Consider the following 399-nt stretch of genomic DNA (forward strand, 5'->3'; position numbering starts at 1 on the left):
CGAATTCCGCGTTTGCTGTGCCGCATCGTCTTGCTGCGCTGGGCGCGCTCGCCGGTTTGGATGAACGCACCGTTGCCCTCCACGCTTCTACCGCATTTGACCGCATTATTCACCTGGAACAGGTTCAGGGCGTGCGGCGGATTGCTGGAATTTACCGGCTTGACCTGCGCCAGGATGCGCTGGTGGTAACGCCGTGCGGGTCTGAGCCTGCTGGTGAACTCTTGCCGGGCGAAGGCTCAACGGCAGACAATTCGGCGGGCGGCACCCTACCTGAGGGTAACGGGGAAAACTTACCGCTGAACCCTCCCACGGACGCTATTTCACCGGATAGGCACGCTGCCCATGCACGCTCGGCAGCCGCGCAGCCCGCACACGAACACCGCGGCGCAACCCCCGAAA

1 pseudogene is annotated in these 399 nt (G+C 63.4%); it reads left to right on the forward strand.

Features of this window, described 5'->3' with window-relative positions:
- A pseudogene (locus tag HMPREF2554_RS03040) lies at positions 1-399 on the forward strand (type II/IV secretion system protein); the annotation flags it as partial.

Source organism: Rothia sp. HMSC071F11, from assembly GCF_001809115.1.
Lineage (GTDB): Bacteria > Actinomycetota > Actinomycetes > Actinomycetales > Micrococcaceae > Rothia > Rothia dentocariosa.